29 protein-coding genes are annotated in these 25550 nt (G+C 70.4%); 14 read left to right on the top strand and 15 right to left on the bottom strand.

The features are described from left to right. Window positions 1-62: 62 nt before the first annotated feature. Window positions 63-737 (top strand): FadR/GntR family transcriptional regulator, encoded by a 675-nt coding sequence (locus tag OIE74_RS30545; RefSeq protein ID WP_329389330.1) that lies wholly within the window; start codon window positions 63-65, stop codon window positions 735-737. Window positions 738-758: 21 nt separating this feature from the next. On the opposite strand, the gene OIE74_RS30540 is transcribed toward OIE74_RS30545, so the two are convergent. From OIE74_RS30540 to fabG, 3 genes are all read right to left on the bottom strand, one after another. Continuing rightward, window positions 759-1220, bottom strand: coding sequence for a hypothetical protein (locus tag OIE74_RS30540; RefSeq protein ID WP_329389328.1), 462 nt, complete (start codon window positions 1218-1220; stop codon window positions 759-761). Between the two features lie 152 nt (window positions 1221-1372). Then, window positions 1373-2143: an enoyl-ACP reductase FabI gene (gene fabI / locus OIE74_RS30535; protein ID WP_329389326.1), complete on the bottom strand. Its 771-nt coding sequence runs from the start codon at window positions 2141-2143 to the stop codon at window positions 1373-1375. A gap of 4 nt (window positions 2144-2147) precedes the next feature. Further along, entirely contained in the window at window positions 2148-2867 is a 720-nt protein-coding gene (fabG, locus tag OIE74_RS30530; RefSeq protein WP_329389324.1) for a 3-oxoacyl-[acyl-carrier-protein] reductase, read from the bottom strand. Window positions 2868-3057: 190 nt separating this feature from the next. On the opposite strand from fabG, the gene OIE74_RS30525 reads away from it, so the two are divergent. From OIE74_RS30525 to OIE74_RS30505, 5 genes are all read left to right on the top strand, one after another. Then, complete coding sequence (locus OIE74_RS30525; protein WP_329389321.1) at window positions 3058-4581, top strand: TldD/PmbA family protein; 1524 nt, start codon at window positions 3058-3060, stop codon at window positions 4579-4581. Continuing rightward, entirely contained in the window at window positions 4578-5969 is a 1392-nt protein-coding gene (locus tag OIE74_RS30520; protein ID WP_329389319.1) for a metallopeptidase TldD-related protein, read from the top strand. Before OIE74_RS30525 ends, OIE74_RS30520 begins: the two co-directional genes overlap by 4 nt. A 64-nt stretch (window positions 5970-6033) precedes the next feature. Further along, window positions 6034-7311: a tyrosine--tRNA ligase gene (gene tyrS / locus OIE74_RS30515; RefSeq protein WP_329389317.1), complete on the top strand. Its 1278-nt coding sequence runs from the start codon at window positions 6034-6036 to the stop codon at window positions 7309-7311. 201 nt (window positions 7312-7512) lie between these two features. Then, window positions 7513-7887: a DUF3099 domain-containing protein gene (locus tag OIE74_RS30510; RefSeq protein WP_329389315.1), complete on the top strand. Its 375-nt coding sequence runs from the start codon at window positions 7513-7515 to the stop codon at window positions 7885-7887. Window positions 7888-8131: 244 nt separating this feature from the next. Continuing rightward, the gene (locus tag OIE74_RS30505; protein WP_329389312.1) at window positions 8132-8392 is read left to right on the top strand and encodes a hypothetical protein; all 261 of its coding nucleotides are present in this window, start codon (window positions 8132-8134) and stop codon (window positions 8390-8392) included. On the opposite strand, the gene moaA is transcribed toward OIE74_RS30505, so the two are convergent. From moaA to OIE74_RS30490, 3 genes are all read right to left on the bottom strand, one after another. Beyond that, window positions 8375-9364, bottom strand: a complete 990-nt coding sequence (gene moaA, locus OIE74_RS30500) for a GTP 3',8-cyclase MoaA (RefSeq protein WP_329389310.1) — start codon at window positions 9362-9364, stop codon at window positions 8375-8377. The genes OIE74_RS30505 and moaA overlap by 18 nt on opposite strands. A 222-nt stretch (window positions 9365-9586) precedes the next feature. Next, a complete protein-coding gene (locus OIE74_RS30495; protein ID WP_443076276.1) occupies window positions 9587-11236 on the bottom strand; it encodes a solute symporter family protein in 1650 nt (549 codons plus the stop codon). After that, on the bottom strand, window positions 11233-11604 hold the full coding sequence (locus OIE74_RS30490) for a DUF485 domain-containing protein (RefSeq protein ID WP_329389308.1): 372 nt from the start codon (window positions 11602-11604) through the stop codon (window positions 11233-11235). Before OIE74_RS30490 ends, OIE74_RS30495 begins: the two co-directional genes overlap by 4 nt. A gap of 235 nt (window positions 11605-11839) precedes the next feature. On the opposite strand from OIE74_RS30490, the gene OIE74_RS30485 reads away from it, so the two are divergent. Then, a complete protein-coding gene (locus OIE74_RS30485; protein ID WP_329389306.1) occupies window positions 11840-13372 on the top strand; it encodes a S8 family peptidase in 1533 nt (510 codons plus the stop codon). 49 nt (window positions 13373-13421) lie between these two features. Here OIE74_RS30485 and OIE74_RS30480 read toward each other — a convergent pair whose 3' ends face one another. Beyond that, the gene (locus OIE74_RS30480; protein WP_329389304.1) at window positions 13422-14093 is read right to left on the bottom strand and encodes a lysoplasmalogenase; all 672 of its coding nucleotides are present in this window, start codon (window positions 14091-14093) and stop codon (window positions 13422-13424) included. After that, on the bottom strand, window positions 14090-14923 hold the full coding sequence (locus OIE74_RS30475) for a sterol desaturase family protein (protein ID WP_189108716.1): 834 nt from the start codon (window positions 14921-14923) through the stop codon (window positions 14090-14092). Before OIE74_RS30475 ends, OIE74_RS30480 begins: the two co-directional genes overlap by 4 nt. 196 nt (window positions 14924-15119) lie before the next feature. On the opposite strand from OIE74_RS30475, the gene OIE74_RS30470 reads away from it, so the two are divergent. The 5 genes from OIE74_RS30470 to OIE74_RS30450 all read left to right on the top strand — a co-directional run bounded on the left by OIE74_RS30470 (window position 15120) and on the right by OIE74_RS30450 (window position 19901). Further along, complete coding sequence (locus OIE74_RS30470) at window positions 15120-16109, top strand: DEDDh family exonuclease (RefSeq protein ID WP_329389302.1); 990 nt, start codon at window positions 15120-15122, stop codon at window positions 16107-16109. 63 nt (window positions 16110-16172) lie between these two features. Beyond that, entirely contained in the window at window positions 16173-16406 is a 234-nt protein-coding gene (locus tag OIE74_RS30465; protein WP_329389300.1) for a hypothetical protein, read from the top strand. A gap of 86 nt (window positions 16407-16492) precedes the next feature. Then, window positions 16493-17281 carry an SURF1 family cytochrome oxidase biogenesis protein gene (locus OIE74_RS30460; protein ID WP_329392501.1) on the top strand — a complete coding sequence of 263 codons (789 nt, stop codon included), beginning with the start codon at window positions 16493-16495 and terminating at the stop codon, window positions 17279-17281. A gap of 29 nt (window positions 17282-17310) precedes the next feature. After that, the gene (locus OIE74_RS30455) at window positions 17311-19140 is read left to right on the top strand and encodes a glycoside hydrolase family 15 protein (RefSeq protein WP_329389298.1); all 1830 of its coding nucleotides are present in this window, start codon (window positions 17311-17313) and stop codon (window positions 19138-19140) included. Between the two features lie 5 nt (window positions 19141-19145). Next, window positions 19146-19901 (top strand): SDR family oxidoreductase, encoded by a 756-nt coding sequence (locus OIE74_RS30450; protein ID WP_329389296.1) that lies wholly within the window; start codon window positions 19146-19148, stop codon window positions 19899-19901. 203 nt (window positions 19902-20104) lie between these two features. Here the strand turns inward: OIE74_RS30450 and amaP are convergent, their stop codons facing one another. From amaP to OIE74_RS30425, 5 genes are read right to left on the bottom strand one after another with little or no spacing between them, the layout of a single operon-like run. After that, the gene (gene amaP, locus OIE74_RS30445) at window positions 20105-20683 is read right to left on the bottom strand and encodes an alkaline shock response membrane anchor protein AmaP (protein WP_329389294.1); all 579 of its coding nucleotides are present in this window, start codon (window positions 20681-20683) and stop codon (window positions 20105-20107) included. Between the two features lie 4 nt (window positions 20684-20687). Then, window positions 20688-21377 carry a DUF6286 domain-containing protein gene (locus OIE74_RS30440; protein WP_329389292.1) on the bottom strand — a complete coding sequence of 230 codons (690 nt, stop codon included), beginning with the start codon at window positions 21375-21377 and terminating at the stop codon, window positions 20688-20690. Then, complete coding sequence (locus OIE74_RS30435; RefSeq protein ID WP_329389290.1) at window positions 21374-21718, bottom strand: hypothetical protein; 345 nt, start codon at window positions 21716-21718, stop codon at window positions 21374-21376. Before OIE74_RS30435 ends, OIE74_RS30440 begins: the two co-directional genes overlap by 4 nt. 6 nt (window positions 21719-21724) lie before the next feature. Then, entirely contained in the window at window positions 21725-21916 is a 192-nt protein-coding gene (locus tag OIE74_RS30430) for a hypothetical protein (protein WP_329389288.1), read from the bottom strand. 35 nt (window positions 21917-21951) lie between these two features. Continuing rightward, a complete protein-coding gene (locus tag OIE74_RS30425) occupies window positions 21952-22359 on the bottom strand; it encodes an Asp23/Gls24 family envelope stress response protein (RefSeq protein WP_384213546.1) in 408 nt (135 codons plus the stop codon). 168 nt (window positions 22360-22527) lie between these two features. Here OIE74_RS30425 and OIE74_RS30420 point away from each other — a divergent pair, with 168 nt between their 5' ends. Further along, window positions 22528-23244: a hypothetical protein gene (locus OIE74_RS30420; RefSeq protein ID WP_329389284.1), complete on the top strand. Its 717-nt coding sequence runs from the start codon at window positions 22528-22530 to the stop codon at window positions 23242-23244. 158 nt (window positions 23245-23402) lie between these two features. After that, the gene (locus OIE74_RS30415; protein WP_329389282.1) at window positions 23403-24098 is read left to right on the top strand and encodes a type 1 glutamine amidotransferase domain-containing protein; all 696 of its coding nucleotides are present in this window, start codon (window positions 23403-23405) and stop codon (window positions 24096-24098) included. Window positions 24099-24329: 231 nt separating this feature from the next. Here the strand turns inward: OIE74_RS30415 and OIE74_RS30410 are convergent, their stop codons facing one another. Together OIE74_RS30410 and OIE74_RS30405 are read right to left on the bottom strand one after the other, a co-directional pair. Then, window positions 24330-25121, bottom strand: a complete 792-nt coding sequence (locus OIE74_RS30410) for an enoyl-CoA hydratase/isomerase family protein (protein WP_329389280.1) — start codon at window positions 25119-25121, stop codon at window positions 24330-24332. 129 nt (window positions 25122-25250) lie between these two features. Then, entirely contained in the window at window positions 25251-25469 is a 219-nt protein-coding gene (locus OIE74_RS30405; protein WP_023542602.1) for a helix-turn-helix domain-containing protein, read from the bottom strand. Window positions 25470-25550: the final 81 nt, after the last annotated feature.

Here is a 25550-nt window from a genome sequence, read left to right as displayed (position 1 = left end):
CATGGGATGATTGGTTGTCCAATCGCCCCCGTCGTCCCCCGGCACCGAGAACTTGGAGCACCATGGCCCTGACCTCTCCCCGGCGATCCGCGCTCTCCGATCAGGTGATCACCGAGCTGCGGAACCAGATCACGTCGGGCGAATGGCCGGTCGGCTCTCGCATCCCCACCGAGCCCGAGCTGGTCGAGCAGCTGGGCGTGGCCCGTAACACCGTCCGTGAGGCGGTGCGCGCGCTGGCGCACAACGGGCTTCTGGACATCCGACAGGGCTCGGGCACCTACGTCGTCGCCACGAGCGAGCTGGCGGGCGTGATGCACCGCAGGTTCGCCGACGCCGACGCCCGGCACATCGCGGAGGTGCGCTCCACCCTCGAAGCGTCGGCGGCCCGGCTGGCGGCCGAGCGCCGTACGGATCGGGACATGCGGCAGCTGGACACGCTGCTGGCGCGCCGCGAGGAGGCGTGGGCCGGCGGGAACGCGGACCTGTTCGTGGCGGCGGACGCGACCCTGCATCTCGCGGTGGTCTCGGCCTCGCACAACGAGGTGCTCACCACGCTCTACGCGGATCTGAGCGATCTGATGCGCGACGGGCTGCGCGCCGATGTGGGGCGTGAGCTGCGGCCGGCGTTCTATCTGGACCACGCACGGCTGGTGGCGGCCATCAGGGCCGGGGACGCGGAGACGGCGGGGGCGGAGGCGGCGAGCCACGCGTTCAGCTGTCTGCGCGAGACGGCCTGAGGGCGGCGGCCGTGGCCCCGGTCAGGGCACGACGCGCTCGTGGCTGACCCAGGCCGATTCGATCTCCTTCCAGCAGCGCCCGGCGAGGCTGACGTAACCGGCGGGCCTGGCCTCGGCGGGCGCGCTGTCGGAGTCGACGTCCCACCAGCGCGCGCACTCGATGTGCAGCTGGACCCGGTCGGTCTCCGGGTACGGGTTGTGGCAGAACGCGGTCACCTGGGAGCCCTCGGCGGTCGTACGGCACGAGGCCCCGAACGGTTCGCGCCCGCGGGCGTCGCGGGCGTCGCGGTCCTCACGTCGGTCGCGGGCGTCCTCACCGTCGTCGCCCACCGCGACGCGGTCCACACCCAGCACGTCCGCCGCCGACGTCTTCACGGCCGGGGGCGGTGACTCGTCGCGTACGACAGCGGTGACGGCGAGGCCGGTCACGATCAGCACCGCCACCGTCAGCGAGGCAGCCACCTTGCGTGCTTTCCGGTACACAGCGAGACCTCCTCCCCGATCAGTCTGCGGGGATTCGTCGCGCTTCTCGACTCGTACGGACACGGACAGTGAGCATCCGCGCCGCACGACGCGCGAAACCGCGTGCCGCCGTCGGGCGGTCACGCGGTTTCGGGGTCGAGCCGTTCAGCCGGTCAGGCACCCATCATGTGGACGCCGCCGTCGACGTGCAGGATCTCGCCCGTCGTCTTCGGGAAGAAGTCCGACAGCAGTCCGACGACACCACGGCCGGTCGGCTCCGGGTCGGACAGGTCCCAGCCGATCGGCGCGCGGTGGTTCCACACGTCGGCCAGCTCCTCGAAGCCCGGGATGGACTTGGCGGCCATCGACCTGAGGGGGCCGGCGGAGACCAGGTTGCAGCGGATGTTCTGGGCGCCCAGGTCACGCGCGAGATAGCGGTTGGTGGATTCGAGCGCCGCCTTGGCGATGCCCATCCAGTCGTACTTGGGCCAGGCGAACTGCGCGTCGAAGGTGAGCCCGACGACCGAGCCGCCGCGCCCCATCAGCGGCAGGCAGGCCATGGTCAGCGACTTGAGCGAGTACGCCGAGACGTGCACCGCCGTGCCGACGTCCTCCCACTCCGCCTCCAGGAAGTTGAAGACTCCCTGCGGGCCGAAGGCGATCGAGTGCACGATTCCGTCGAGGCTCGCGCCCTCGCCCTGGTGCTCCCGGATCCGGTCGGCGAGGGAGTCCAGGTGCTCCTGGTTGGTGACGTCGACCTCAAGGACGGGGGCGGGCTTGGGCAGCCGCTTGGCGATGCGCTCGACGAGCGAGAGGCGCCCGTAGCCGGTGAGGATGACGTCCGCGCCTTCCTCCTGCGCGATCTTGGCGGCGTGGAAGGCGATGGAGGCGTCGGTGAGGACGCCGGTGACGAGAATGCGCTTGCCGGCGAGGATTCCACTCATGTGATCAGTGACCCATGCCCAATCCGCCGTCAACGGGAATGACGGCTCCAGTGATGTACGCGGCGTCGTCCGAGGCGAGGAAGCGGACCACGGCCGCGATCTCCTCGGGCTGTGCGTAACGGCCGAGGGGGACGTTGGCGACGATGTTCTTGCGCTGCTCGTCGGTGAGCACCTTGGTCATGTCGGTGTCGACGAAACCGGGGGCCACGACGTTGAACGTGATGTTGCGCGAGCCGAGTTCACGGGCGAGCGAGCGGGCGAAGCCGACGAGGCCGGCCTTGGAGGCCGCGTAGTTCGCCTGGCCGGCCGAGCCGAGCAGGCCGACCACGGACGAGATGAGGACGACGCGGCCGCGCTTGGCGCGCAGCATGGCGCGGTTGGCGCGCTTGACGACGCGGAAGGTGCCGGTGAGGTTGGTGTCGAGGACGGACGTGAAGTCCTCCTCGGACATCCGCATCAGCAACTGATCCTTTGTGACACCGGCGTTGGCGACCAGCACCTCCACGGGACCGTGGGCTTCCTCGATCTCCTTGTAGGCCTGCTCCACCTGTTCGCCGTCGGTGATGTCACACCGGACGGCCAGGCAGCCCGACTCCGTCAGGGCCTTGGGCGGTTCGCCCGAGCGGTAGGTGATGGCGACCTTGTCGCCGTTGCCGACGAATGCCAGGGCAATGGCAAGACCGATGCCCCGGTTTCCTCCGGTGACGAGAACCGAGCGGCTCAACGGAGCACCTTTCGTAGCTGTCTGGTACCTGCGAAATCTATCGCCCGAGCCGCCGGTCCGTGGACTCGGGCATGGACAGCGCCTCGGTACGGTCACTGTGGGGTCCCTACATAAACGCGGCGAAAGCCCGTTCCGTACCGCATGATTCACTGCGGACACCTTTACCGAGGCGTGTGAAAGGGAGGCCGACGTGCCCCATGAGGTCGATGAGTCGTTTCTGGCACTGCCGCTGAGGGCGCTCGCCGACGCGGCCCTCGCCAGAGCGCGTGCGCTCGGCGCCGATCATGCCGACTTCCGGTTCGAGCGGGTACGGAGCGCGGACTGGCGGCTGCGGGACGCCAGGCCCGCCGGGTCGTCGGACTCGACCGATGTCGGGTACGCGGTGCGTGTCGTGCACGGCGGCGCGTGGGGATTCGCCTCCGGGGTCGATCTGACGATGGACGCGGCGGCCAGGGTCGCGGGGCAGGCCGTGGCGATGGCCAAGCTGTCGGCGAAGGTGATCGCGGCGGCGGGTTCGGACGAGCGGGTCGAGCTGGCGGACGAGCCGGTGCACGGGGAGAGGACCTGGGTGTCGGCGTACGACATCGACCCCTTCGAGGTACCCGCCGAGGACAAGAGTGGACTTCTCGCGGAGTGGAGCGCGCGGTTGCTGCGCGCGGAGGGCGTCGCGCATGTCGACGCCTCGCTGCTGACCGTCCACGAGAACAAGTTCTACGCGGACACGGCGGGCACCGTCACCACGCAGCAGCGCGTCAGGCTGCACCCGCAGTTCTCGGCGGTCGCGGTGGACGGCGAGAGCGGCGAGTTCGACTCGATGCGCACGATCGCCCCGCCGGTGGGCCGGGGTTGGGAGTATCTGACGGGCACCGGCTGGGACTGGGACTCGGAGCTGGAGCGGATCCCGGCGCTGCTCGCCGAGAAGATGCGCGCGCCGAGTGTCGAGGCGGGGACGTACGACCTGGTGGTCGACCCGTCGAACCTCTGGCTGACGATTCACGAGTCGATCGGGCACGCGACCGAGCTGGACCGGGCGCTGGGGTACGAGGCGGCGTACGCCGGGACGTCCTTCGCGACCTTCGACCAGCTGGGGAAGCTGGCGTACGGCTCGTCGATCATGAATGTGACGGGTGACCGGACGGCCGAGCACGGCCTGGCGACGATCGGGTACGACGACGAGGGCGTCGAGGCCCAGTCGTGGGACCTCGTCAAGGACGGCACGCTCGTCGGCTACCAGCTGGACCGGCGGATCGCGAAGCTGACGGGCTTCGACCGGTCCAACGGCTGCGCGTACGGGGACTCCCCGGGCCATGTGCCGGTGCAGCGTATGGCGAACGTGTCGCTGAAGCCGGATCCGGGCGGGCTCGCCACGGAGGATCTGATCGGCGGGGTGGAGCGCGGGATCTATGTGGTCGGCGACCGTTCGTGGTCGATCGACATGCAGCGCTACAACTTCCAGTTCACCGGGCAGCGGTTCTTCCGGATCGAGAACGGCAAGCTCGCCGGCCAGGTGCGGGACGTGGCCTACCAGGCGACGACGACGGACTTCTGGGGCTCGATGGAGGCGGTGGGCGGACCGCAGACGTATGTACTCGGCGGCGCCTTCAACTGCGGCAAGGCCCAGCCCGGTCAGGTCGCGTCGGTCTCCCACGGCTGCCCCTCCGCCCTCTTCCGCGGAGTGAACATCCTCAACACCACGCAGGAGGCGGGACGATGAGCACGAGCAGCAAGCCGCACGAGATCGTCGAGCGGGCGCTCGACCTGTCGACCGCCGACGGCTGCGTGGTCATCGCCGACGAGCACTCGACGGCCAACCTCCGCTGGGCGGGCAACGCGCTGACGACGAACGGTCTTACCCGGGGCCGTACGCTCACCGTCATCGCGACCGTCGACGGCAGGGAGGGCACCGCCTCCGGTGTGGTGTCGCGGTCCGCCGTCACCGCGGACGAGCTGGAGCCGCTGGTGCGCGCCGCCGAGGCCGCCGCCCGTGGTGCGGGCCCCGCCGAGGACGCCCGGCCGCTCGTCGACGCCGGTCCGGTGTCGAAGGACTTCACCGACGAGCCCGCCGAGACGACGTCCGCGGTCTTCGCGGACTTCGCGCCGGCGCTCGGTGAGTCCTTCGCGCGGGCCAGGGCCGGTGGCCGGGAGCTGTACGGCTTCGCGAACCACGAGCTGACCTCGACGTATCTCGGTACGTCCACGGGGGTACGGCTCCGGCACGACCAGCCCAACGGCACGCTGGAGCTGAACGCCAAGTCCCCCGACCGCTCGCGGTCGGCCTGGGCGGGGCGCTCGACGCGTGACTTCAGGGATGTGGATCCGGCGGAGCTCGACGCCGAGCTGGCGCGGCGGCTGGTCTGGGCGGAGCGCCGCATCGAGCTGCCCGCGGGCCGTTACGAGACGCTGCTGCCGCCGACCGCGGTGGCCGATCTGCTGATCTACCAGCTGTGGTCGTCGTCCGCGCGGGACGCCGCCGAGGGCCGTACGGTCTTCTCCAAGCCCGGCGGCGGCACCCGCGTCGGCGACACCCTCGCCGGGCTGCCGCTGACGCTGCGCAGCGATCCGAACGAACCGGGCCTGGAATCGGCGCCGTTCGTGATCGCGCACGCGTCGGGCGACGACTCGTCGGTGTTCGACAACGGTCTGCCGCTCCTCGCGACGGACTGGGTACGGGACGGCAGGCTGGACCGGCTGGTCACCACCCGGCACAGCGCGGAGCTGACCGGGCTGCCGGTCGCGCCGGCCGTCGACAATCTGGTCCTGGACGGCGGCGGTGAGCGTTCCCTGGCGGAGATGGTCGCCGGCACCACGCGCGGGCTGCTGCTCACCTGCCTGTGGTACATCCGCGAGGTCGACCCGGCGACGCTGCTGCTGACGGGGCTGACCCGCGACGGTGTCTATCTGGTCGAGAACGGCGAGGTCGTCGGCGAGGTGAACAACTTCCGCTTCAACGAGTCGCCGGTGGACCTGCTGTCGCGCGCGTCGGAGGCGGGCCGGACGGAGAAGACGCTGCCTCGCGAGTGGGGCGACTACTTCACGCGGGCCGCGATGCCCGCGCTCCGGGTGCCTGATTTCAATATGAGTTCGGTCAGCCAGGGCGTATAACCTCGAAGGGGTTCCGGCGTCGTGGACGCCGGGCCGACCTGACACCGAAGGAGACGCGAGACACGTGACGGATATCGTCGACGAGCTGCGGTGGCGTGGGCTGATCGCCCTGTCCACCGACGAGGACGCATTGCGCAAGGCGTTCGCGGACGGCCCCGTCACGTTCTATTGCGGCTTCGACCCGACCGCGCCCAGCCTGCATCTGGGGAATCTGGTCCAGATCCTCACGATGCGCCGGATCCAGCAGGCGGGGAACCGTCCGCTGGGGCTGGTCGGCGGGGCGACGGGCCTGATCGGCGACCCGAAGCCGAACTCGGAGCGCACCCTGAACGAGCCCGAGGTCGTCGGCGAGTGGGTGGGGCGGCTGCGCGCGCAGATCGAGCGCTACCTGGACTTCGAGGGTCCGCACGCGGCGACCATGGTCAACAACCTGGACTGGACGTCGGGTCTGTCGGCGATCAGCTTCCTGCGCGACGTCGGGAAGTACTTCCGGGTCAACAAGATGATCGCGAAGGAGGCGGTCGCGCGGCGGCTGAACTCCGACGCGGGCATCAGCTACACCGAGTTCAGCTACCAGATCCTCCAGGGCATGGACTTCCTGGAGCTGTACCGGCGCTACGGCTGCACGCTCCAGACCGGCGGCAGTGACCAGTGGGGCAATCTCACGGCGGGTACGGATCTGATCCACCGGGTCGAGCCCGAGGCGTCGGTGCACGCCCTGGCGACCACGCTGATCACGAAGGCCGACGGCACCAAGTTCGGCAAGACGGAGAGCGGCACGGTCTGGCTGGACCCCGAGCGGACGACGCCGTACGCCTTCTACCAGTTCTGGCTGAACGCCGACGACCGGGACGTCTCCAAGTTCCTGCGGATCTTCAGCTTCAAGTCCCGCGCGGAGATCGAGGAGCTGGAGAAGCTGACCGAGGAGCGTCCGCAGGCCCGTGCGGCGCAGCGGGCGCTGGCCGAGGAGCTGACGACGCTGGTCCATGGCGCCGAGCAGTGCGCCGGTGTGGTCGCCGCTTCGAAGGCGCTGTTCGGCCAGGGTGAGCTGACCGGGCTGGACGCGGCGACGCTGGCGGCGGCCCTGTCAGAGGTGCCGCACGCGCGGGTGGCGGAGCTGGCGCCGATGGTGGACCTGCTGACCGAGGTGGGGCTGGCGCCGAGCAAGTCGGCGGCCCGTCGCACGGTGAAGGAGGGCGGGGCGTACGTGAACAATGTCAAGGTCGCGGACGCCGAAGCCGTACCGGACGCCGGGGAGCTGCTGCACGGGCGCTGGCTGGTGCTGCGCCGGGGCAAGAAGAACCTCGCCGCGGTCGAGGTCACGGCGGAAACGGCGTCCTGAGCCGGGGGACACCGCTACGACCCCTGCAGCCCCGTACGGCCCGGTACGCCCACTCGCGTACCGGGCCGTACGTGTTCGGGCGGGGACGGGGTGCGCCGCCATCAGGCGGTACCCCCTCTCGTAGGAGGCGCACGCCGGGCGTACCGTGGTCGGGGGCCGGTACTGGGAGCGGCCGGCGAGGGAATCGGATGGTGGACCGTGATGCGGAAGCAGGGCAGCACCGAGGTTTTCCGTATCACGGGAGCGAGGCGGGGACTCGACGAGGACGTGCGCGGCAGACAGCGGCGCTATGTCATCTCCATGCTGGTGCGCACCCTCGCGGTGATCCTGGCCGTCGCTCTGTGGAATGTGGAGCGTTATGTGGCGATCGGGTGCCTTGTCCTCGGTGTCCTGCTGCCGTACGTGGCCGTGGTGATCGCCAACGGGGGCCGGGAGAACGCCGGTTCCCTGCCGTCGACCCATCTGCCTCCGCCGGCCCGGCCGATGATCGCTCCCGCGCCCGTGCCGGGTGGAGCGGAATCCGGCGCGCGGTCCGCGGACTTCGAACAGCCGGCTCCCCCGCGCGGCCGGAGTTGACTCGAACACTCTCGAAGCTCAAGAAAAGCTCAGATCAATCATGAAGTTCCGGTGCACCTGACCCGGCTACCCGTGACATACTTTGTAGGCGCTCCGCATCCCCCGTCGGAGCGACGGACCGACGCCGGGCAGCTCCCCCCGTGGCTGCTCGGCGTCGCCTTTTTCGGGGCGCGTCTCCTTCGGGCGTATCTCCCGGGGTCAGCGGCTGTCGGTCGCGCCCCCGTCACGCTCTAGGCTTGAGGCCGTGGACCTCTTCGATTCTCCCGGCGCCTCCGAAGGACCCCCCGGCGGACCTGCCTGTTCGGCCAAGGGCTGCCGCGCCTCCGCCGTGTGGGTGCTGGCCTGGAACAACCCCAAGCTGCACACGCCCGAGCGCCGGAAGACCTGGCTGGCCTGCGAGGAGCACCGCGAACACCTGTCGTCGTTCCTCGGTGTCCGCGGCTTCCTCAAGGACGTCGTGACCCTGGCCGAGTGGGAGCGCGACACCTCACCCGCCGATGGCTGACATGGGCCGGTCGGGCTGGAGGAACAGCGGGTCGTCCAGGCCGGAGCCCGCCTTCTTGCCCCACATCGCCAGCTTCCAGAGCGTCGCGATGTCCTGGTCGGTGGCGTCCGAGCGCAGGGCCGCGCGCAGATCGGTCTCCTCACGGGCGAACAGACACGTACGCACCTGACCGTCGGCGGTGAGCCTGGTGCGGTCGCAGGCCGAGCAGAACGGGCGGGTGACGGAGGCGATGACACCGACCCGGTGCGGCCCGCCGTCCACGATCCAGCGCTCGGCGGGGGCGGACCCGCGCTCCTCGCCGCCCTCCTCGGTGAGGGTGAAGCGGGTGCGCAGCGACTGGAGGATGTCGCCCGCGGTGATCATCCCCTCCCGCTTCCAGCCGTGCTGGGCGTCGAGGGGCATCTGCTCGATGAAGCGCAGCTCGTAGCCGTTCTCGACGGCCCAGGCGAGCAGCTCGGGGGCCTCGTCGTCGTTGAGCCCCGGCATCAGGACGGTGTTGACCTTGACGGGGGTCAGGCCCGCCGCGCGCGCGGCGGCCAGCCCGTCGAGCACGTCCTGGTGGCGGTCGCGCCTGGTGAGGGTCTTGAAGACGTCGCGGCGCAGGGTGTCGAGCGAGACGTTCACCCGGTCGAGACCGGCGGTCTTGAGCGCCGCGGCCGTGCGCTGGAGCCCGATGCCGTTGGTCGTCACCGACATCTTGGGGCGGGGCGCGAGGGCGGCGCACCGCTCGACGATCCCGACGAGACCGGGCCTCAGCAGCGGCTCACCGCCGGTGAAGCGGACGTCGCGCACGCCGAGCAGGGTCACGGCGATACGAACGAGTCTGACGATTTCGTCGTCGGTGAGGAGATCGGGCTTGGCGAGCCACTGCAGGCCCTCTTCCGGCATGCAGTACGTACACCGGAGATTGCACTTGTCGGTGAGCGAGACTCGCAGGTCGGTGGCCACCCGGCCGTAAGTGTCGATGAGCACTGTGAGCCCCCTTCCTCGTGGTGCCTCTGGTACCTCTGGGACGGTCGTCTCGGTCTCGTGTGCGACCGATCTTTCGAGCGTACGGCAGACCTCTGACATCCACCGGGCCCGTTTCCTACAAGGAGCGGCGTGGCCGCGTCGTAGGACTCTACGACGCGGCCACGCCCGTGGCTCTCTCTTCGGTTGAATTCGATCAGCGAATCGATCAGTGGACCGATCGGGTCAGTGCGCCCCGGTGCCGGTGAGCGACTTGACCTCCAGCTCGGCGTACTTCTTGACGTCGGGCTCCTCCTTGGAGAGGACCGAGGCGAGCCAGCCGAGCAGGAAGCCCAGCGGGATCGAGATCAGTCCGGGGTTCTCCAGCGGGAAGAAGGCGAAGTCCACGTCCGGGAACATCGAGGAGGGCTTGGAGGAGACGACCGGCGAGAACAGGACCAGCAGGACGGACGAGGCCAGACCGCCGTAGATCGACCAGAGCGCGCCGACCGTGTTGAACCGCTTCCAGAAAAGGCTGTAGAGAAGCGTCGGCAGGTTGGCGGAGGCGGCGACCGCGAAGGCGAGGGCCACCAGACCGGCGACGTTCAGGTCGCGGGCGAGGGCGCCGAGCGCGATGGAGACGACGCCGATGGCGACGGTCGCGTAGCGGGCCGCGCGCACCTCCTCCTTCTCGGTGGCCTTGCCCCGGCGGATGACGTTGGCGTAGATGTCGTGCGCGAACGACGACGAGGACGCCAGCGTCAGACCGGCCACGACCGCGAGGATGGTGGCGAAGGCGACCGCGGAGATGACGGCGAGCAGAATGGCGCCGCCGGTGGAGTCACCGCCACCGCCGATCTCCATCGCGAGCAGTGGCGCCGCTGTGTTGCCCGCCGCGTTGGAACTGGTGATCTCCTCCGGAGTGAGCAGGGCCGCCGCGCCGAAGCCCAGGGCGATGGTCATCAGGTAGAAGCCGCCGATGATGCCGATGGCCCAGTTGACGGACTTACGAGCCGCCTTGGCGGTGGGCACCGTGTAGAAGCGGATCAGGATGTGCGGCAGTCCGGCGGTGCCGAGGACGAGCGCGATGCCCAGCGAGATGAAGTCGAGCTTCGAGGTCTCCGTGAGGCCGTACTTGAGTCCGGGCTCCAGGAAGGCCGAGCCCTTGCCGCTGTTGGAGGCGGCGCTGCCGAGCAGGTCGGAGACGTTGAAGTTGAACTTGAGCAGCACCAGGAAGGTGATGAGCAGGGTGCCCGCGATGAGCAGGACGGCCTTGACCATCTGGACCCAGGTGGTGCCCTTCATCCCGCCGATGGTGACGTAGACGATCATCAGGATGCCGACCAGGGCGACGATCAGGATCTTGCCCGCGTCGCTGGTGATGCCGAGCAGCAGCGAGACGAGCACGCCCGCGCCGGCCATCTGGGCCAGCAGATAGAAGATCGAGACGACGATGGTGGAGGCGCCCGCCGCCGTACGGACGGGGCGCTGGCGCATCCGGTAGGCGAGGACGTCGCCCATGGTGTAGCGGCCGGAGTTGCGCAGCGGTTCGGCGACCAGCAGCAGCGCGACGAGCCAGGCGACCAGGAAGCCGATGGAGTAGAGGAAGCCGTCGTAGCCGAAGAGGGCGATGGCGCCGGCGATACCGAGGAAGGAGGCGGCGGACATGTAGTCGCCGGAGACGGCGAGGCCGTTCTGGAAGGCGGTGAACTGGCGTCCGCCCGCGTAGAAGTCGGCGGCGCTCTTGGTCTGCCGGCCGGCCCAGACGGTGATGACGAGGGTGGCGATGACGAACAGCGCGAAGAGCGTGATGATCAGCGGCCGGTGCTCGCTGGCGTCGGTGTTGGCGGCCAGCTGGATTCCGGCGGCCTCGGTCAGCTGGATGGTCGGGCTCACAGGTCGGCCTCCATACGGGACTTGATCGCCGCGCCCTTGGGGTCGAGCTTCTGCGATGCGTACTTCGAGTAGAACCAGGCGATGAGGAACGTCGTGAGGAACTGACCGAGGCCGAAGACGAAGGCGACGTTGATGTTGCCGAAGAGCTTCGTGCCCATGAAGCCGCCGGCGTAGTTGGACAGCAGCACGTACAGCAGGTACCAGGCGATGAAGGCGATGGTCAGGGGGAAGGCGAAGGAGCGGTACGTACGGCGCAGTTCACCGAATTCGGCGCTCTCCTGGACCTCTGTGAACTGTGCTGTCGTGGGCTGGGCGGGGGTGCTGGGGTCCGAGTTGCCCTTGGGCGGCGGCGGTCCATCGGTAGCCACGGAATCTCCTCGTGACGCAGGTGCGGTAGGGGTGGTCGAGGGGGCGCTCACTGAGGGGGTGATGTTGTCCACCCCCTGACAACGGCACGGAGAGCGCGGCGAAGTGGTTCAACACCGGCGATTTTCTGCCCGAAATCATTGATGAGCAGGGATGATCAGCGATAGCTTCGCTCGTCATGTACCCGCCCATGCGCGCTGTGCGCAGGGGCGGCCTCACGGATGATGTGGAGAACCCATGGCTCATCTGAGATCCAGACGGCGGCACGCACTGGTTCTGCCCGTCGGTCTGGCGCTCATCGCCTCGCTCGGCTTCCTGCCGGCCGGGTCCGCGTCGGCGGCGCCGGCCGACGACGTCCCGGCCGCTGTCTCGGCGGACGGCCCGAAGCTGTCGTACGTCGTGAACACCAACGGCGGGCACTCCACCGTCAAGTCGGTGAAGAAAGCCATCACCAAGGCCGGTGGCACCGTGGTGATCGCCTATGACCAGATAGGCGTCATCGTCGTCCACTCGCAGAACCCGGAGTTCGGCCCGGCGATCCGCAAGGTCCGGGGCGTCGCTTCGGCGGGTGCCACCCGTACGAAGCCGCTGACGGCCCAGACCACCACGGACATCGAGGCCGAGCAGCCGCTGTCCGCCAAGGAGGCGAAGGCCGCCACGGCGAAGGCCGGCGCCGACCAGGACGCGCTGGAGCCCCTCCAGTGGGACCTGCCGGCCATCAAGGCGGACAAGGCGCACCAGAAGTCGCTCGGCAGCAGCAAGGTCACCGTCGGCGTCATCGACACGGGTGTCGACGACACCCACCCCGACCTCGCTCCGAACTTCGACCGTCGCGCGTCGGTCAGCTGTGTGGGCGGCACGCCCAACACGGCGGACGGCGCCTGGCGTCCGGGCCCCGGGGAGAGCGACCACGGCACGCACGTCGCGGGCACGATCGCCGCGGCCAAGAACGGCACCGGTGTCACCGGCGTCGCTCCGGGCGTGAAGGTCTCCGGCATCAAGGTGTCCCAGCCCGACGGCTTCTTCTACACCGAGGCCGTCGTCTGCGGCTTCGTCTGGGCCGCCGAGCACGGCGTCGATGTGACGAACAACAGCTATTACACCGACCCGTGGCTGTTCAACTGCGAGGACGACCCGGACCAGAAAGCCCTGGCCGACGCCGTCACGCGGGCCACCCGGTACGCCGAGGGCAAGGGCATCGTCAATGTCGCCGCCGCCGGCAACTCCGACATGGACCTGGCCGCCGACGAGCTCAACGACGGTTCGAGCCCGAACGACACCACCCCGGCCGACCGGGTGATCGACCCGTCCGAGTGCCTGGACATTCCGTCCCAGGTGCCGGGTGTCGTCACGGTCTCCGCGACCGGTGCGAAGAACCTGAAGGCGTCGTACTCCAACTACGGTCTCGGGACCGTCGACGTCGCCGCTCCCGGTGGCGACCTGACGGCGTACCAGACCCCGGAGGCACCCGCCGTCAACGGTCTGATCCTGAGCACGCTGCCCGGTGGTGGCTTCGGCTACAAGGGCGGTACGTCGATGGCGTCCCCGCACGTGGCGGGTGTCGCGGCGCTGATCAAGTCGACCCACCCGTACGCCTCGCCGTGGCTGGTCAAGACGTTGCTGAACGTCCAGGCCGACGCGACGTCGTGCACCAACCCGTACGACATCGACGGTGACGGCATCGTCGACGCGGTGTGCGAGGGCAACAAGCAGAAGAACGGCTTCTACGGTGCCGGCGTGGTGGACGCGCTGGACGCCGTCCGCCGCTGAGCACGACAGCGTGAGCAGACGAGCGGGCCGTCCCGGTGGGGCGGCCCGCTCAGTCGTGTACGGGGCGGGCCGTGCGGGCCGCCGGGCTGCCCTCCGTGGGCGAGAGGCCCGTGCCGGCGTGCACGACGCCCGCCGTGAGCAGGGCCTGGGCCGCGAGATAGGTCAGCATGATCCACAGACCGGCGGCCGGGGGCTGGGGCCACTCGGCGACGTCGGTGGCGATGAGCGTGTCGGAGAGCAGGAAGAGCGCGCCGCCCGCGCCGGCGAGCGGCCCGAGACCGCTCGCCCGGTAGGCCATGGCGGCCAGCAGCAGGCTGTAGACGGCGACGGGGACGCGCAGTTCGGCGGGGAGGCCGGGCCACAGCAGGACGAGCGCCACGACGAGCACGAGGCCGTATCCGACCGCGAGATCGACGCGCGTACGGCGGCGGCCGAACAGCGTCAGGTAGCAGAGGTGTCCGGCGGCGAAGCACCCCATGCCCGCGAGGAACGCCGCGTCGGCCGGGACGAGCAGGAGCACGTCGCCGCCCCAGCCGAGGAGCAGCGCGGCGACGAGGAGCCGGGGGCCTCCCCTGGCGGCCACGTACGCGGCGAGGAGCGGCATCAGCAGGGGCTTGGCGACGAGTTGGCCGGTGCGTGAGCCGACGGCGACGCAGACCAGTTCGGCGACGGCGGCGAGCGCGAAGGCCACCAGGAGCGGCTTCGCGGGCGGGCGGCTCACTCGGGCTGCCAGCCGGGTCCCCGGAAGACCCGTCCGGCCCGTTCGCGCCAGTCGCGGGCGGCCCGTACGTCGCGTGCGATGGCGGCGTACTCGTGGGTGGCGACCCGCAGCGGGTTGTAGGTCTCGATGTTCTTCGTGAGCCCGTAGACCGGCCGCTCGGTCTCGGCCGCGAAGGAGCCGAAGAGCCGGTCCCAGACGATCAGGATCCCGCCGAAGTTGCGGTCCAGATAGCCGCCCTGGGAGGCGTGGTGCACCCGGTGGTGCGACGGCGTGTTCAGCACGTACTCGAAGGGCCGGGGCAGCTTGTCGATCCGCTCGGTGTGCACCCAGAACTGGTAGACGAGGTTCGCCGACGAGCAGAAGGCGAGCGCGGCGGGGTGCGCCCCCAGGAGGATGAACGGGAGGTAGAACGGCCAGACGGTGAGCGAGGTCCAGGGCTGGCGCAGCGCGGTGCTGAGGTTGAACTTCCGGCTGGAGTGGTGCACCACGTGGCAGGCCCAGAGGATCCGCACGACGTGGTGGCCGCGGTGGGACCAGTAGTAGAAGAAGTCCTGCGCGAGCAGCATGAGCGGGATGGTCCACCACAGGACGGGGACGCGCAGGGGCGTCAGCTCGTACGCCGCCGTGTAGACGGCGACGACGGGTATCTTCCAAAGGAGGTCGAAGCCGAGGCTGCCGAGCCCCATGGAGAGGCTGGTGGCGGCGTCCTTGCCCGAGTACCCGGCGGCGTCCTCGTCGGGATGGAGCCGGTAACTCACCACTTCGACCAGGGTGAGCAGGACGAACGCGGGGATCGACCACAGCACGACATCGGGCAGGTTCGGCGGCATGCCAAGCACCGTAGAGCGGGGTGCGCGGCCCCGGCTAGATGTTGTTACCGACAAGTATGTGAGACATCCTGTCAGCGGCTCTTGGTGACTTCCCCCAACGGGTGACCGGACGGTCCGTCAGCACCCGTACCGCGCGGGCGGGGCGACGACTGGTCAGAGGCGCGTCACGGACTGTCAGTCGTGGCCCGTATTCTCTGTGACCATGCTCGACGACCCCGCGACTTCGACGATGTGGCCGGCCGCGTACCCCCAGGGATACGCGGTCGTCGACGTGGAGACCACCGGACTCGCCCGCGACGACCGCATAGTGTCCGCGGCGGTGTACCGGCTGGACGCGCGGGGCGACGTCGAGGACCACTGGTACACGCTGGTCAATCCCGAGCGCGACCCGGGACCGGTCTGGATCCACGGGCTGACGACCGATGTGCTGGCGGACGCCCCGCTGTTCAGGGATGTCGCGCGGGAGTTCTCGGAGCGGCTCGCGGACCGGGTGCTCGTCGCGCACAACGCGTTCTTCGACTGGTCGATGATCTCCCGGGAGTACGCGCGCGCGAAGGCGGTCGCGCCCACGCGTCAGCGGCTGTGCACCATCGCACTCGCCAAGGAGCTCCGACTGCCGCTGCCCAACCACAAGTTGGCCACGCTCGCCGAGCACTTCGGCGTCGCCCAGCGGCGCGCGCACCACGCGCTGGACGACGCGCGGGTGCTCGCGGAGGCGTTCCGGCCGAGCCTGCACGCGGCGGCGCGGGACGGGGTGCGGCTGCCGCTGCTCGAATGCCGGCCGCTCACGGAGTGGACGGACAGCCCGGCGAGGCCGCTGATCGGCCATCAGGCGACGCACCGTCCGACGACCTGGCGCCCGTCGCGCCGGCTGCCGCCCAGTCCGTATCCGAACCCTGGGCGGTACGAGAGCGACAAGCCGCTCGCGCAGGGGATGCGGGTGGCCTTCTCGGGTGACACGTCGGTCGACCGTGAGCTGCTGGAGGACCGGGCCGTCGAGGCGGGGCTGCATGTCGCCACCAGCGTCTCGCGGAAGACGAGTCTGCTCGTGACGAACGATCCCGGCTCGGCGACGTCCAAGACGGTGAAGGCGGCGGAGTACGGCACACCGGTCGTGGACGAGGCCGCGTTCACACATCTGCTGCGCGACGTGGCGCCCGCGGCGGTGCCCCCGGCAGACGGGTGATTGCGCCGCGACTCGCCCCCGGTCCGCTCGCGCACCGCGCCGCCGCGTCCCAACCTGTGGCGCATGGCACGTTGCGAAGTCTGCGGAAACGAATACGGCATGTCCTTCGAGGTGCACGCGCAAGGCGCCGTGCATGTCTTCGACTGCTTCTCCTGCGCCATCCACCGCATGGCGCCCGTCTGTGAACACTGCCGCGTCCAGATCATCGGCCAGGGCGTCGAGGTCGAAGGCCAGTGGTTCTGCGGCGCCCACTGCGCCCGCGCCGAGGGGAAGGCGGGCATCGTCGACCGGGTGTGAGTGATCTCGGACAGGTGTACGGGCGGGCGCCCGGCCCGGCGGACCCGCTGCCGGGTGCGGCCGACCCGCCGGGTACCGTCAAAGGCGTGTACCGGTTCCTCTTGTCGCGGCAGTGGGTGATCCTCACCCTGCTCGCCCTCGCCCTCATCCCCGTGATGATCGAGCTCGGCTTCTGGCAGCTGCACCGGCACGAACACCGGGTGGCGCAGAACACACTGATCGCCGACAACCTCAAGGCGAAGCCGGTCCCGGTCACCGAGCTCACCTCCCCCGGTCACACCGTGCCGCGCGCCGACTTCTGGCGACGGGTCGAGGCCACGGGCACCTTCGACACGGCGCACGAGGTCGTCGTACGCCGCCGGACCAACGCCGACGAGACAGTCGGCTTCCACGTCCTGACCCCGCTCGTCCTCGCCGACGGCCGGGCGGTCCTCGTCAACCGCGGCTGGATCCCCTTCGGCGCGGACCAGCGCTCCTTCCCGGACATCCCGGCGGTCCCCAAGGGGGAGGTCACCGTCACCGGCCGCCTCAAGGCGGACGAGACGACCGGCACCAGCGGCATCAAGGAGCTGAGCGACCTCCCGGACCGCCAGGTCATGCTGATCAACAGCGAGCAGCAGGCCGGGTTCCTCGGCCGGACCGTACTCGGCGGCTACATCGAGCAGACCGCCCCCGCGGCGGCCGGCGGCAGCCCGCGGCAGATCCCCGAGCCCGACTCAGGCTCCATCGGCCCGCACATGGCGTACGCCGTGCAGTGGTGGCTGTTCACCGCGGGCGTGCCCGTCGGGTGGGTCATTCTCGTACGGCGCGAGAAGCGCGACCGCGCTGCCGCCGCCGCCCGGGGCACACCCGAGCGGGAGACGGCCGCCGCATAACCCGCCTGCCCTGCGGGAACAGGGCTGAGGTGACCCAACGCATCGAGGACTACGCCCTCATCGGCGACTTGCAGACCGCGGCGCTCGTCGGCGTGAACGGCTCCATCGACTGGTTGTGCCTGCCGCGCTTCGACTCCGCCGCGTGCTTCGCGTCCCTGCTCGGCAGCAAGGAGAACGGCCACTGGCTGCTCGCTCCCCGAGGTGCCACCCGGTGCACCAGCCGCCGGTACGCGGGCGATTCGCTGGTGCTGGAGACCCTGTGGGAGACCAGGGGCGGCACGGTGAAGGTCACCGACTTCATGCCGCAGCGCGACGTCGCGCCCGATGTCGTACGCATCGTGGAGGGCGTCAGCGGCTCGGTGGAGATGAGCGCCGCCCTGCGGCTGCGCTTCGACTACGGCTCCATCGTGCCGTGGGTACGCAGGACCGACGGGCAGCGCGTCGCCGTCGCAGGGCCGGACTCGGTCTGGCTGCGGAGCGTCTCGCTGGCGCGGCCGGGCGGCGGTGAACCGGCGCCGGACGAGAAGCCGTTGGTCAAGACGTGGGGCCAGGAGTTCAGCACCTGTTCGTCGTTCACCGTCGGCGCCGGGGAGAAGGTCGCGTTCGTCCTCAGCTGGCACCCCTCGCACCTGCCGCGCCCCGATCTGGTCGACCCGTTCGAGGCCCTGGAGCACAGCAAGGCGGACTGGGAGGAGTGGGCGGGGCACTGTACGTACAAGGGGCCGTACCGCGAAGCCGTCCTGCGCTCCCTGCTCACGCTCAAGGCGCTCACCTACGCCCCGACGGGCGGCATCGTGGCGGCGCCCACGACCTCGCTCCCCGAGGAGCTGGGGGGCGTACGGAACTGGGACTACCGCTACTGCTGGCTGCGCGACTCGGCGCTCGTCCTGAACGCCCTGCTGTCCGCGGGCTACGTCGACGAGGCCAGGGCGTGGCGCGACTGGCTGCTGCGCGCGGTCGCCGGTGACCCCTCCGACCTCCAGATAATGTACGGGGTCGCGGGCGAACGGCGGCTGCCGGAGACGGAGTTGCCGTGGCTCGGCGGTTACGCGGGCTCCCGCCCGGTCCGGACCGGGAACGAGGCGGTCCAGCAGCTCCAGCTCGACGTGTACGGCGAGGTCATCGACTCCCTCCACGTGGCACGGGAGGTCGGCCTCGCGGGGCAGCCGCACGCCTGGGATCTCCAGCTCGCCCTGCTGGGCTTCCTGGAGTCGAAGTGGCGCGAGCCGGACGAGGGCCTGTGGGAAGTGCGCGGCCCCCGGCAGCACTTCGTGCACTCCAAGGTGATGGCGTGGGTCGCCGCCGACCGTGCGGTCAAGACGCTGGAGGCCGATCCGTCGCTGCGCGGTGATGTGAACCGGTGGCGGACGATGCGCGACGAGGTGCACCGGGAGGTGTGCGAGAAGGGTTTCGACCCGGTTCGTAACACCTTCACGCAGGCGTACGGTTCGGCCGAACTGGACGCGGCGACCCTGCTGATCCCGCGCTTCGGCTTTCTGCCGCCGGACGATCCGCGGGTGGTGGGCACGGTCGACGCGGTGCGGGCGGAGCTGGGAGCGGGCGGGCTGGTGCGCCGCTACAGCACGGAGGGGGCGTCGATCGACGGGCTGCCGGGCGGCGAAGGCACCTTCCTCGTCTGCTCGTTCTGGCTGGCGGACGCCCTGCTCATGACGGGTCGCGGAGAGGAGGCGACGGAACTCTTCGAGCGCCTTCTCGCCCTTCGTAACGACGTCGGTCTGCTCGCCGAGGAGTACGATCCGGCGATCGGCCGGCAACTGGGCAACTTCCCGCAGGCGTTCAGCCACATCGGGCTCGTGGGGACGGCCCTCGCCCTGGCCCGGGAGGACGAGGCAGGATAGGGGCCATGGATCTTGGACTGAAGGACCGCGTCTACATCGTCACCGGCGCGTCCCGGGGACTGGGGCGCGCGTCCGCCGAAGCGCTGGTGGCGGACGGGGCGAAAGTGGTCGTCACCGGGCGCGACGAGAAGTCCGTCACGGAGGCGGCGGAGTCGATCGGCCCGAACGCGTTCGGCGTGGTCGCGGACAACGCCGATCCCTCGGTCGCGGAGCGCCTGATAGCCGTGGCACGGTCGCGGTTCGGCGGCTTCGACGGGATCCTGATCAGCGTCGGCGGCCCGGCGCCGGGGCTCGCGCTGGACACGACGGACGAACAGTGGCTGTCGTCGTTCGACTCGGTCTTCCTCGGCGCGGTACGGCTGGCGCGCAAGGCGGCCACGGAGCTGGGTGAGGGCGGGGTCATCGGTCTCGTGCTGTCCGGCTCGGTCTACGAACCGATCCGCGGCCTCACGATCTCAAACGGCCTGCGGCCGGGCCTGGCGGGATTCGCGAAGTCACTCGCCGGCGAGGTGGGCCCGCGCGGCATCCGCGTGATCGGCCTGCTGCCGGCCCGCATCGACACGGACCGGGTCCGTGAACTGGACTCCCTGTCGGGCGACCCGGCGGCGGCCCGCGCGTCCCAGGAGGCCCGGATACCGCTGCGCCGCTACGGCACGCCGGCCGAGTTCGGCCGTACGGCGGCGTTCATGCTCTCCCCCGCGGCGTCCTACCTGACGGGCCTGATGCTCCCGGTGGACGGCGGCATCCGCCACGGCTACTGACCAAGGCAGACCTCTTCAGCCCCGCCGGCGTTCGAGGCGCGGGGCCCGGGGCGGAGCCCCGAAAATCAGCCCGCCCGGCGTTTGAGGGCACGGCCGAAGGCCGTACGGGGTCCGGGGCAGAGCCCCCACGCGGCGGAGCCGCATATCGATGCTGCCGGGAAGGGGCGGGTAGGGGAACAGGCCCCGCGCAGCGGCCCGCAACCTCACGCCACCCGCCGCGCCCGATGCTTCGCGGCCCGCAACCTCGCCTCCGTCGGCAACGCCTCCAGCCCCGCCGAGTCCCGCGCATGCGCCACCGCCTCCTCCGTCAGCTCCTCCAGCGCCTGCCCCGGCGCCGCGTGCGGCTCCAGCAGCAGCCGTACCCGCGCCTCCGGCGCACTGCGCCGCCCCGTCAGCCGCACCCGGGCCCGGGACACACCGTGCAGCGCCTGCGCCTCGCTCTCCAGGACGTTCTCCAGCGCCCGCCCCCGCAGCAGCGCGCCCTCACCGTTGCCGCTCTCGACCAGCACCTCTCCCAGCCGCGCACGCCGCAGTTGGGACAGCAGCCACCACAGCGTCAGCAGCACCAGGACCGTGAGCACCGCGATGACGACCGGCCACCACCAGCTCTGCGCGCTCCACCGGTCCCGGTCCGCGTCGCTCAGCAGCACGTCGTGGCGACCGGTGTAGGGCCACCAGGACGGCACGGACACGCCCAGACCCGCCACGAACACCCCGCCGCCGACGCAGAGCAGCACCAGCCCGACGAGGCCCAGCAGGGCACGGTTGACGACCCTGAGCATCCCGTCATCCCTTCTTCGGCCGGCGGACGTGCACCGAGAGCGCGGGCGGCCTGACGAGGCCGAGGTCTCCGATGCCGGTACCGAGCGCGGAGTCGAGATCGGCGCGTACGTCGTCGAGTTCGCGGAAGTGGGACACCGCCCGCACACGGACCTTGGAGCGGCGGGCCCGTACCCGTACGGACTGCACACCGGAGACTTCCAGCGCCCGGTCGCGCAGCATCAGCGCCGCCGCCTCCCGGTCGAGCCCGGCCCGTACGCGCGAGGGGCCCCGCCGCATCGGCAGCACCTGGCGCAGCCCCGGTGTGAGGGCGAGGACGATCAGCCAGAGTCCCAGGGCCCCCGTGAGGCCGGAGCCGACCAGGGCCCAGCTGTTGTCCAGGGGCACGGTGGCGAGTTGGTCGGCCAGCCACCGGCGCCAGTACATGGCGGGGTGTTCGGCGCGTACGGCCGAGACGTCGTAGAGGAGCAGGGCCGCCGCGCCGAGCAGGATCGCAGCGACCACGGCGGCGGGGATCCGGCGCCAGGCCCAGAAGCGGCCGGACTTGGTGTCCCCGTCGCCGTCACCGTCGCCCTGCTTCAGCGTCGGGCGCCTCGGTTCGTACCGCGCGGCGGAGGACGACTGGTCCAGGTCGATCACGTCCGCGCGGACGGCGCCCGACGCGCGTTCGGTCCCCTCGGCGTCCGGCTCGCTCATTGGATCCTCCCCTGTTCCGCGCGGGTGTGGACGGAGTGGAGCCGTTCGACCCTGACCACCACTTCGGGCACCTCCATCCCCGCCAGGGCATGTACCCGCTGGACGACCCGGTGACGCACCGCGCCGCACTGGGCGCCGATGTCGGAGGGGTAGTCCAGCTCGACACCGATCCGTACGCGCGCCACACCGTGGTTGACCAGGACGCCCGCGTGCGGTGCCGCACCGCCCTCCGGCACGCCGCCCAGTGCCTCCCGCGCCGCCTGCGCCGCGATCTTCGCGACGACACGGTCGGCGATCGTGGTCGCCCCGCGCTCGGGGGCCGTCACCCGCTCACCGGCCACGGGCGGTCACCGCCGGCGTTCGGGGCGCTCGCGACCGCGGAAGAGATCGCCCGCTTCCAGATCACCGTCGAGGAACCGGCCTGCCACGAACCCGACCGCGCCCAACGCGGCGACCAGCAGAAAGGCTCCGAAACCGCCGAAGTATCCGGCGAACGCCAGGGCCATACCGGCCAACAGGCCGACCACCGCCATGCTCATCGAGTGACTCCTCTTCGGTCTTCCGGATCCGGCCGTTACTGGAGCCGGGTCTCGGGCTCTTCGTCCTCTTCGTCGGGCAGCTTCACATCGCTGACGGCGATGTTGACCTCGACGACCTCAAGGCCCGTCATCCGTTCGACGGCGGAGATCACGTTCTCCCTCACGTCGCGGGCGACGTCGGAGATCGCCACGCCGTAGTCGACGACGATCTCCAGGTCGAGTGCGGTCTGCACCTCGCCGACCTCGGCCTTCACACCGCGCGACACGGACTTGGAGCCACCGGGGACCCTGTCCCGTACGGCGCCGAAGGTGCGGGACATGCCGCTGCCCATCGCGTGGACGCCGAGCACGTCACGGGCGGCGAGGCCGGCGATCTTCTCGACGACCCCGTCGGCGATGGTGGTCCGGCCGCGGACGCCCGGGTCGCCGCCGCCCTTCTTCATCGCGGCCTTCCGCTGCTCGTCGGCGGACGGCTTGAAGGAGGGCTCGGACTGGTTGCGCTGTGCGGTGTCGGACATAGCGATTCGCCCCTTTCCGGGCACCGATGGACTCGTTGCCCACATTAGGGCGCCTTGCCCGGTCTCGCGCCAGGAATGTTGCAGGGTGGGGCCATGACGACTGGGCAGGGCGGGACGGGTACGGACGGCTGGAGCAGGGCGGTACGCGAACGGCTCGGCCTCGGCCGGCTGCTCCCGCTAGGCGATACGGCGGACGGGGCGTGGCTGGCCGAACGGGCGGCGACGACCGCGCTGCGGCGCGCGGCGGCGGAAGTGCCTGGCGCGGTGCTGGGCCGGCTGAGGGTCTGTCTGGTGGACCCCGGCTCGGCGGAGCGGCCCGCCGTGCAGCCGCCGCCCAGTGCGCTGCCGCCGGGGGTGCTCCGTATCGAGGGGGACTTCGCGGCGGTCGCGGGCGAGCCGCTGCCCGACGTGGCCGAGCGGCTTCGTACGGCGCTGTACGCGCACGCGGTGGACCGGCTCGGCCTGCGGGTGACGGAGGTCGACCTGCGGGTGACGGCGCTGCTGGACAAGGAGCCGGATGCCGGCTCCGGGGAATCCGTCGGGCGCGCTGAGCCCTTCGGGGCAACCGCGGTCGCCCCGAAGGGCACGGCGGCGGTCATGGCGGCGAACGTCCCCGGCGTGGCCCATCTGTCGGCGTCGCTCGGCACGGCGGTGCTCGTGACGAGGGGCCATGTCCGCATCGAACTGGCGACGTCCCGGGGCCATCACCCGCCGGAGGTGGTACGCGCCGTCCGCCGGGCGGTCACGGCATCACTGCCGAGTCACCCGACGGTGGCCGTACTGGTCACGGCGGTCGACACGACGGACTGACCCAGCAGAAAGCGCGGGGACCAGCGGTCCCCTCATCTCGGCGCGCACACCTGAATGACCGAGCCTAGATTGGCTGAAGGGGGGAAACCGGCTGCGGCGAGTCGTCCCGTGGCTCGTCCGGCGGAACCTTCACACGCGTCCGAGAGGGGACCTTTGCCATGTCCAAGGTGCTTTTCATCGTGAGCGGAGCCACCTACTGGGTGCTGAACGACGGCACGAGGTACGCGACGGGATACTGGGCCGAGGAGTTCGCGAACCCGTACAAGATACTGACGGACGCCGGCCACGAGGTCGTCGTCGCGACGCCGAACGGCGTGACCCCGAACGTCGACATGATGAGTCTGCGTCCCGAGATGACCGGCGGAAACGACAGCGCCCTCGAACTGGAGGCCATCATCCGTTCCGCGGAGGTGATGCGCCGGCCGCTGCGGGTGTCGGACGTCCGCCTGGAGGACTACGACGCGGTGTACTTGCCGGGCGGTCACGGTCCGATGTCGGACCTGGCGTGGGACGCCGATGTCGGACGGCTGCTGACGCGGCAACTGGCCTCGGGTGACCCGCTGTTCATCGTCTGTCACGCACCGGCCTCGATGCTGGCCACCAGGATCCACGGCAAGTCGCCGTTCGAGGGCTTCAACATCACCTGCTTCGCCAACGAGGAGGAGGAGGGCGTGGGGCTGGCCTCCAGGGCCCCGTGGCTGCTGGAGACCGACGTGAAGGAGAAGGTCGGGGTCAACTACAGCCGCGGCCCGGTCTGGGAGCCGTACATGGTCGAGGACCGCAACCTGGTCACCGGGCAGAACCCGGCCTCGGCCGCGGTCCTGGGAGACCGGATGCTGGCAATCCTCAAGTAACAGCAGTTCCGGGCCCGCGAAGATCCGGCCTGACCCCAAAGACAGGCCCTAGGGCGTGTTTTAGAAGTAGCGTCGTCCGCCCATCGGGCGGGGCCCACGGCGTCTGGTGCGTGCGATCGCAAGGCGGAGGATCAGCCCCGTAGATGGACCGGACGTACTTGGATGACTCCAACAACGCAGCGAGCGCGCGTGCCAGGCGTCGTGGGCCAGACGGGACTTCTCAAACACGCCCTAGTCGCCGAGGCCCGCCAGGTCGCGCAGGCGGCGGGCCTGGGACGCGCGTTCGGCGGCGCGCTGCTCGTCGTACGTGCGTGACGAGGCGCCCCGCAGCAGGGCCTTCGTCTCGACCGTCGCGTCGCGCGGCGCGGCGAGCAGGGCCGCGGTCAGGTCCTTCACCGCCTCGTCCAGTTCCGCCGGCTCCACCACCAGATTGGCCAGGCCCGTGCGCTCGGCCTCGTCCGCCTGGACGAAGCGGCCCGTCGCGCAGATCTCCAGCGCGCGGGCGTGGCCGACCAGGCCGACGAGGGGATGCGTGCCGCCGAGGTCGGGGACCAGCCCCAGACTGGTCTCGCGCATGGCGAACTGCACGTCCGACGCGACGACTCGCAGGTCGCACGCGAGCGCGAGCTGGAATCCGGCGCCGATGGCGTGTCCCTGGACAGCGGCGATCGACACGATGTCGCTCCGGCGCCACCAGGTGAAGGCGGACTGGTACACGGTGATGGCCGCGTCCAGTTCCGTGTCGGAACGGCGTGCCAGCTCCACGAAGGAAGGATCGCCGTCGAAGCCCTCGGGGCTGAACGCCTGCCGGTCGAGGCCCGCGGAGAAGGACTTGCCTTCGCCGCGCAGCACGACGACCCGCACGCTGCCCGGCAGTGACTGCCCGGCTTCCGTCAACGCCCGCCACAGAGCGGGAGACTGAGCGTTGCGCTTGGCCGGGTTGGTCAGGGTCACCGTGGCAACCGCGTCCTCGACGGTGAGCCGTACGCCGTCCTTGTCGAGTACGGGATCAAGCGAAGTCATGGGGTGCCTCCGGTTCGGTGCAGTCAGCAGGACTTGCCAAGTGACTGCACAGTAACCACCCGGTCGACCGCGACGACCGGCCGGGTGGTCACCGGCGGAACCGGTGGCCGGAGAAGCCGTACGCGGTCGTCAGGCCGAGGCCTTCTTGCCGCGTGTCGCTCCGCCGCGTCCCCGCAGCGTGACTCCGGATTCACTGAGCATCCGGTGGACGAATCCGTAAGACCGGCCCGTTTCCTCGGCCAGCGCACGGATACTCGCACCGGAGTCGTACTTCTTCTTCAGGTCTGCCGCGAGCTTGTCGCGCGCGGGGCCGGTTACCCGGCTGCCCTTCTTCAGAGTCTCGGCCACCCGTGCCTCCTCATGGAAGTGCGCTCTGGACTTCTCATGATCACCCCTCGGGCCGCTCCTGGCCACCCATTCAGCAAGGTT

Source organism: Streptomyces sp. NBC_01716 (assembly GCF_036248275.1).
Taxonomy (GTDB): domain Bacteria; phylum Actinomycetota; class Actinomycetes; order Streptomycetales; family Streptomycetaceae; genus Streptomyces.
This window is presented reverse-complemented; position numbering and strand designations above follow the sequence as displayed.